Source organism: Streptomyces atratus, from assembly GCF_040655115.1.
Classification (GTDB): domain Bacteria; phylum Actinomycetota; class Actinomycetes; order Streptomycetales; family Streptomycetaceae; genus Streptomyces; species Streptomyces atratus_D.
Window position 1 is genome coordinate 1 of record NZ_JBFAJH010000112.1, and the last position, 5773, is coordinate 5773.

At 71.2% G+C, this 5773-nt stretch carries 5 protein-coding genes and 5 pseudogenes; 4 read left to right on the forward strand and 6 right to left on the reverse strand.

Annotated features, from left to right (window positions below):
* Window positions 1–128 precede the first annotated feature (128 nt).
* The 4 genes from AB0I23_RS40940 to AB0I23_RS40955 form a co-directional block, all read right to left on the reverse strand.
* Window positions 129–413, reverse strand: a complete 285-nt coding sequence (locus AB0I23_RS40940; RefSeq protein WP_359118304.1) for a zf-TFIIB domain-containing protein — start codon at window positions 411–413, stop codon at window positions 129–131.
* Between the two features lie 69 nt (window positions 414–482).
* Window positions 483–1454, reverse strand: coding sequence for a phosphotransferase family protein (locus AB0I23_RS40945; protein WP_359118306.1), 972 nt, complete (start codon window positions 1452–1454; stop codon window positions 483–485).
* A 256-nt stretch (window positions 1455–1710) separates the two neighbouring features.
* On the reverse strand, window positions 1711–1920 hold the full coding sequence (locus AB0I23_RS40950) for a hypothetical protein (RefSeq protein ID WP_359118307.1): 210 nt from the start codon (window positions 1918–1920) through the stop codon (window positions 1711–1713).
* Between the two features lie 189 nt (window positions 1921–2109).
* Window positions 2110–2367, reverse strand: a complete 258-nt coding sequence (locus AB0I23_RS40955; protein ID WP_037698881.1) for a hypothetical protein — start codon at window positions 2365–2367, stop codon at window positions 2110–2112.
* Window positions 2368–2575: 208 nt separating this feature from the next.
* Between AB0I23_RS40955 and AB0I23_RS40960 the strand changes: the two genes are divergently transcribed.
* Window positions 2576–3952 carry a serine/threonine-protein kinase gene (locus AB0I23_RS40960; RefSeq protein ID WP_359118309.1) on the forward strand — a complete coding sequence of 459 codons (1377 nt, stop codon included), beginning with the start codon at window positions 2576–2578 and terminating at the stop codon, window positions 3950–3952.
* On the opposite strand, the pseudogene AB0I23_RS40965 reads toward AB0I23_RS40960, so the two are convergent.
* Window positions 3919–4338, reverse strand: a pseudogene (locus AB0I23_RS40965) (TrmH family RNA methyltransferase); the annotation flags it as partial. The gene AB0I23_RS40960 and the pseudogene AB0I23_RS40965 overlap by 34 nt on opposite strands.
* A 4-nt stretch (window positions 4339–4342) precedes the next feature.
* On the opposite strand from AB0I23_RS40965, the pseudogene AB0I23_RS40970 reads away from it, so the two are divergent.
* Together AB0I23_RS40970 and AB0I23_RS40975 are read left to right on the forward strand one after the other, a co-directional pair.
* Window positions 4343–4456, forward strand: a pseudogene (locus tag AB0I23_RS40970) (GNAT family N-acetyltransferase); the annotation flags it as partial.
* A gap of 105 nt (window positions 4457–4561) precedes the next feature.
* A pseudogene (locus AB0I23_RS40975) lies at window positions 4562–4768 on the forward strand (SpoIIE family protein phosphatase); the annotation flags it as partial.
* Between the two features lie 57 nt (window positions 4769–4825).
* On the opposite strand, the pseudogene AB0I23_RS40980 reads toward AB0I23_RS40975, so the two are convergent.
* Window positions 4826–4939: pseudogene (locus tag AB0I23_RS40980) on the reverse strand (IS5/IS1182 family transposase); the annotation flags it as partial.
* Window positions 4940–5678: 739 nt separating this feature from the next.
* On the opposite strand from AB0I23_RS40980, the pseudogene AB0I23_RS40985 reads away from it, so the two are divergent.
* Window positions 5679–5773: pseudogene (locus tag AB0I23_RS40985) on the forward strand (alpha/beta hydrolase); the annotation flags it as partial.

A 5773-nucleotide genomic window follows, 5' to 3' on the forward strand; every position in this document is an offset into this window, starting at 1 on the left:
TTGGCGCTCCAGCACCGACAGTTGGTGGCGCAGGGCGAGGATCTCCACGTCCTTGTCCCGATCGCTCATCGGTAGCAGGCGCAGCAGGGCGAACGTGCGTCCGGGCCCGCGGCGTGGTGTCGGCCGGGTCAGGACGAGAAGAGCATGTGGCCGAAGCTCTTGTGCCGGTAGTGACCGCCGTGGTGACCGCCGTGGTGCTGCGGGGCACCCCAGGCGGGGGCCGGCGCGGCGGGGTAGGCCTGGGGGGCCGGCGGCACGGGCGGGGCCTGCTGGGTCCACTGCGCCTCGATGCGGGTCAAGGTCTCCAGCTCGCCGTAGTCGAGGAATATCCCCCGGCAGCCGCTGCACTGCTCGATCTGGATGCCATTGCGGTTGTAGGTCTGCATCTGCGCGTGGCACTTGGGACACTGCATGGTCGGCTCAGCTCCTCGCCGTCGGGTTCGCCGTCGCCGGAATTCATGCCCGGAGACGATCGGTTCACCCTACGACGAGCGTTCGGCCGCCAACTCGACCGGGAGGGACGCAATTCGGGCACAGGCGTCGATCATCATCTGCTCCACCTCATCCGGATTTCGCCCCTCCGCCGCAGACTTGGCGAACGCCAGGGCCGCGGTCTGCACCGTCAGGGCGCGGGCCGGGACATCCAGTTCGGGCCAGGGATCGCCGAAGGCCGGTACAGCCGGCCCGTCCGCTGCCCGGTAGGCGTCCAGGAAGCGCAGCCAGACCTCGGGAGGCAGCAGTCCGGCCGCGTACCAGGCGGCGGGGCGGGCGAGGTCCCAGGCGGGGTCGCCGAGCCCCACGTCGTCGACGTCGATCAGCAGCCAGGAGCCATGCGCCGCGGGGTGGCGGACGAGCTGGCCGAGGTGCAGATCGCCGTGGCAGATGAAGTGCGAACGGTGCAGGGGTGCGGGGGCTTCGTCGCGGGCCCAGGCAGGCAGGCGCCGCCATGCGGCACGTATCGGCCCGATGACCGGGTCATCGGGCCGGGTGGCGCACATCCGGGACACGGCGAGAGCGGCTTTTGCGGGTCCGCGCATGGGAGGAAGAGCGGGCGTGGACGGGGGCACGGTGCGGTGGAGCCGGGCCAGGAGGACGGCGGCCTCCTCCCAGGGTGCGGCGTCGGGGTCGGCGGGGTCGACCGGTTCACCGTGGGGCCACAGGGTCACCGGACGGCCGTCGACGACGGGAACAGCGGGCTGGGGCACGGGGGGCAGGAGGATGCCGCTGAGGGCGGGGGCCGAGGCCAGGGCCGTGCGGGCGGCCAGGTCGGCGGTGTCGGTGTTCGGGGCGTGGGCCTTCGCGACCACGGAGCCGGAGCGGACGACCGTACCGTCGGCGCGGTCCGCGAGCACCGCCGGTGCCGGGCAGGAAGGACACGGGGTCCCGGCGCGCCGCTGCGGGTGGGCCGTGTCATGGGCGAGGGCCCCCAGCGCACGGACGACTGCGGTGGTCACGGTCTCTCCCCCGGTGGCAACAGGTGTGGCCCGGTCCGCCCGGGGCCCGCCGCCGAGCGTACGCGCCACCGCGCGAGCCGTGGCGACCGTATGGGGACGGTGTGGTGCCCCGCCACGAATTGCCCCCGGACAGCGCGATGTCCGGTCAGCTCCCCAGCTGACCGGACAAACGCTGCCGTCCGCCGCACCCCCGTCCCCACGGGGTTGTTGGCCGGATGTCCCGGTCCGGACCGCTCTTCCGGACCCGGGGCGCCGCTCAGCGCCCCAGCATCACGCCCACGGACGACGCCTGTGTGACCACCGCATCCCAGCCACCGAAGACGACTACGAGCAGGGCCGCCAGAGGAAGAACCATGGCCGTCGCCACCAGCGGGTGACGCGTACCGGACGACGAGCGGCTGCCGAACGCGGCATGAGCCCTGCGTCCCTGCGTGCGGATCATCGTCCGCGTCGCCGTGTCCGCCATGGTTCCTCTCCTGACCTGATTGTTGGAGCAGCAGGCGTTTGACCTCGGGGACGAGTGCAACGCCCGCCGCTTGAGTTCAACATTAGGGACGCGGTGAGCGTGGGTCGTCATGCCCGCGTACCGAATGCCGGGCCTCCCGGAGGATGAGCCGTGGGTAGTCGGCGTACTCCCCTGGGTGGAGATCCTGCGCTATGCCTTGGGGTCATCCCGGAGGGGGCGCTCGGATGCGTCCTGCCTCGGGACCGGTTGTTCGACCAGGGCGAGCACCCTGGTCGCCATGAAGCGGGCGGTTCGGACAACGGTGCCGCTGCGAGTGACTTCACTCACCTCGACCACCCCTCGGCGGACAGCTGTCTCCACCCGGCGGCCTGCTCTGGTGGCCACCACCTCGTACGTACGCGTCGTGTCTCCCGCGTCCACGACTATCTCCACGCGATCGCCCTTCATCGATCCAATCCCCCTTCTGCGACGGACCTTTGAGATCTCGCACGGGCCCGGGAGCGTGGATCCGCGGCTCCCTGACCACCCTCCTCAAGTTTCCCACCCGGCACTGACAATCGATCGCTGGGCGAGGGCGCGGCCTCTGAGCGCGCCGGGCCACGGGTACGTAAGCTGTGCCACGTCAGGCGGACCAGGCAGCGGGGATGGGCAGACGATGGCGATGATGCGGCTCCGGCGCGAGGACCCGCGTGTCGTCGGCTCGTTCAGGCTGCACCGGCGGCTCGGGGCCGGCGGCATGGGTGTCGTCTATCTCGGTTCGGACCGGCGCGGCCAGCGGGTGGCGCTCAAGGTGATCCGCCCGGATCTCGCCGAGGACCAGGAGTTCCGTTCGCGTTTCGCGCGCGAGGTGTCGGCGGCGCGGCGGATCCGCGGCGGCTGCACGGCGCGTCTGGTGGCCGCCGATCTGGAGGCGGACCGGCCGTGGTTCGCGACACAATACGTCCCCGGGCCCTCGCTGCACGACAAGGTGGCCGAGGAAGGTCCGCTGTCGGCGGCCGAGGTGGCGTCGATCGGGGCGGCGCTCTCCGAGGGGCTCGTGGCGGTGCACGAGGCGGGTGTCGTCCACCGCGATCTGAAGCCGTCGAACATCCTCCTCTCCCCCAAGGGCCCCCGGATCATCGACTTCGGGATCGCCTGGGCGACCGGGGCCAGCACGCTCACGCATGTCGGTACGGCGGTGGGCTCGCCGGGATTCCTCGCGCCCGAGCAGGTGCGGGGCGCGGCGGTGACGCCCGCGACGGACGTGTTCTCGCTCGGTGCCACGCTGGCGTACGCGGCAATGGCCGACTCGCCTTTCGGGCACGGCAGTTCCGAGGTGATGCTCTACCGCGTGGTGCACGAGGAACCGCAGTTGTACGACGTGCACGACGCGCTGGCGCCGCTGGTGAGCGCCTGTCTGGCCAAGGATCCGGAGGAGCGGCCGAGCACACTTCAACTCTCCATGCGACTCAAGGAGATCGCGGCCCGCGAGGCACAGGGCCTGCACGAGAGCCGACCGCCCGCCCAGCGCTCGGCGCAGGAGCTGGACCGGCCGACCGGCCGGCTCGACGGCCCGTACACCGAACAGCAGACCCGGCGTGCGGCGGGCTCGCCGGCGCCCCGTCCGCAGAGCCGGCAGGCGTCGGCGCCTTCGCGTGGTTCGTCGCCCCGCACCGGTGGTTCATCGCCCCGCACCGGTGGTTCGCGCCCTCAGCAGCCGGCGCGCAGTACGACACGCTCCGGCAAGCGCCCACAGGGCACGAACGGGACGAACGGCCGGCCGGGCACGCGGCCCGGCGCCCGCACGACCTCGACGGGCCGGCGTCCCGCCAATCCGCGGCTGCTGCGGCAGCGGCTCGTCGTCTTCGTCGTGGTGACGCTGCTCGTCGCGCTGGGCATCGCGGCGGCGCAGGGCTGCCAGGGGCCGGCCCGCGGGCTGGGCGCCGTGGACACCCCCGGGCAGCACGGGCAGCACCAGACGCTGCGGCCCGACGATCCACGTCGGTGGACGGCAGGCGGTCAGTCCTGCGGGCGACCCGTCGCCACCGCGTAGAACGCGACCGCGGCGGCCGCACCCACGTTCAGCGAGTCGACGCCGTGCGCCATCGGGATCCGTACCCATTCGTCGGCGGCCACCAGGGCCTGCGTGGACAGTCCGTCGCCCTCGGCACCGAGCATCAGCGCCACCTTGTCCATCCGGTGCGGCGCCGCCTCCTCGATGCTGCCGGCCTTGTCGTCCGGAGTGAGGGCGAGAAGCTTGAACCCCGCTTCCCGTACGGTCTCCAGGGCCTTGGGCCAGGTCTCGAGACGGGCGTACGGAACGGAGAACACCCCACCCATGGAGACCTTGACGGAGCGTCGGTAGAGCGGGTCCGCACAGTCCGGGGAGAGCAGCACCGCGTCCATCCCGAGGGCGGCGGCGCTGCGGAAGATGGCTCCGTACCTCTACCGGTCGCTGGGCTTCACCGGATACGGCCGTCTGCCCGACTTCGTCGCCGTCGGCGAGCGCCGCTACGACAAGGTCTTCTACATGCTGGACTTCCGCCGACAAGGCTGACCGCTGCCACACACGAAAACCTGGCGGCGACCCGTGGCGCTTCGCGATCTTTCATGCGAGATGATCACGATATGCGTTGGGGATGGACTGTACGACGCCTTCGTGATGCCCGACGGCACGGTCACCCTGGAAATCGGCGACAGCCAAGGGCACGACGTGGATGCCGCCGCCTACATGGGACAGGTACGCACCTCCATCCGCGCGATCGCCTCACACGAACCGGAGCCGGCAGCCGTGCTGACGCGCACCAACGAACTGCTTGTCACGATGGACGCGGCACGATTCGCCAGCTGCACCATGCTGTACATCGATCCACGCGACGGGTCACCGGCGCCAGCGCAGGCCATGTGCCGTTGCTGTGCGCACGCGCTGGCCGGTGGGCCTGCGGTCGAGCCGGGCTTTTCTCCATGCCGTCAGGGTCGGCTCGATCAGGGCCCATCGGGTGTCGGACAGGTCGCTGGGGTATGGCCTGCGCTGACTCACGCCGTAGCGTTGGCACGGGAGGGCCGGAAGGTACCGTTCCGCTGATCACCGGGAGGAGGTTCTGTCGCATCCTCAAACCAGACGGACTTCCAGCGGTAGAAGCGAGCGAAACGGATGGCAAGCTCCGAGCGGCAGGAGGTTACGAACCTCGCATGCCGCTCGAACCACCGCAAAGCAAGTCAGTGACGAAAGCCGCTTTTCGAAAACAGATATACGTAAACGTCCTCTGACACGCCATCCGCTGACACCAAACCGAGAGATCGCAGACGGCGGGGCGGCAGCGCTGGATCTTTCGTGTCTGGCAAGCTGTGGCGCGTCCGAGTAGCCGGGCCGTGCGGCGAAATCAACGGGCGGCTGAGCGCGCCGCAACCGCTCGTGTGCGGCCGCTGTTGGGCAAACGAGTGGACGTGACGATCTCGAGCGCCGAACCTTTAGCTGGCCGGTCTCGCTGCTGTTGTCGGCCCCGCACCCGTGGTCGTAACGGCGTGCCCGTACCGCCCCTTTCCCGTACCGGCCCTTTCGCTTTCCGATCTTCCCGCGTACCGGTCGTCCCGCGTACCCGCTGTCCCCCCGTGGCGGCTGCCCCGCGTCCTCGCGGAGCGGGCATCATCCCCGCGCCCGGCATTCACCGCTCCCGGGCCGCCCGGCCGCCGGACAGGGTACGGGTCACCCCGCCGGGCGGAGCGTCCGCCGGGCGGGGTGACCCGAGAGGTGCCCGGACTCGGCCGCCCGGCGCACGCGCACCCGGATCGACCGCAGGGAGTGGGCCCCCGTGCCGCTCTCCCCGGTCGAGGCGGTCCCGCTGATCGCCCCGGCGCCGCTGCTCATCGTGCA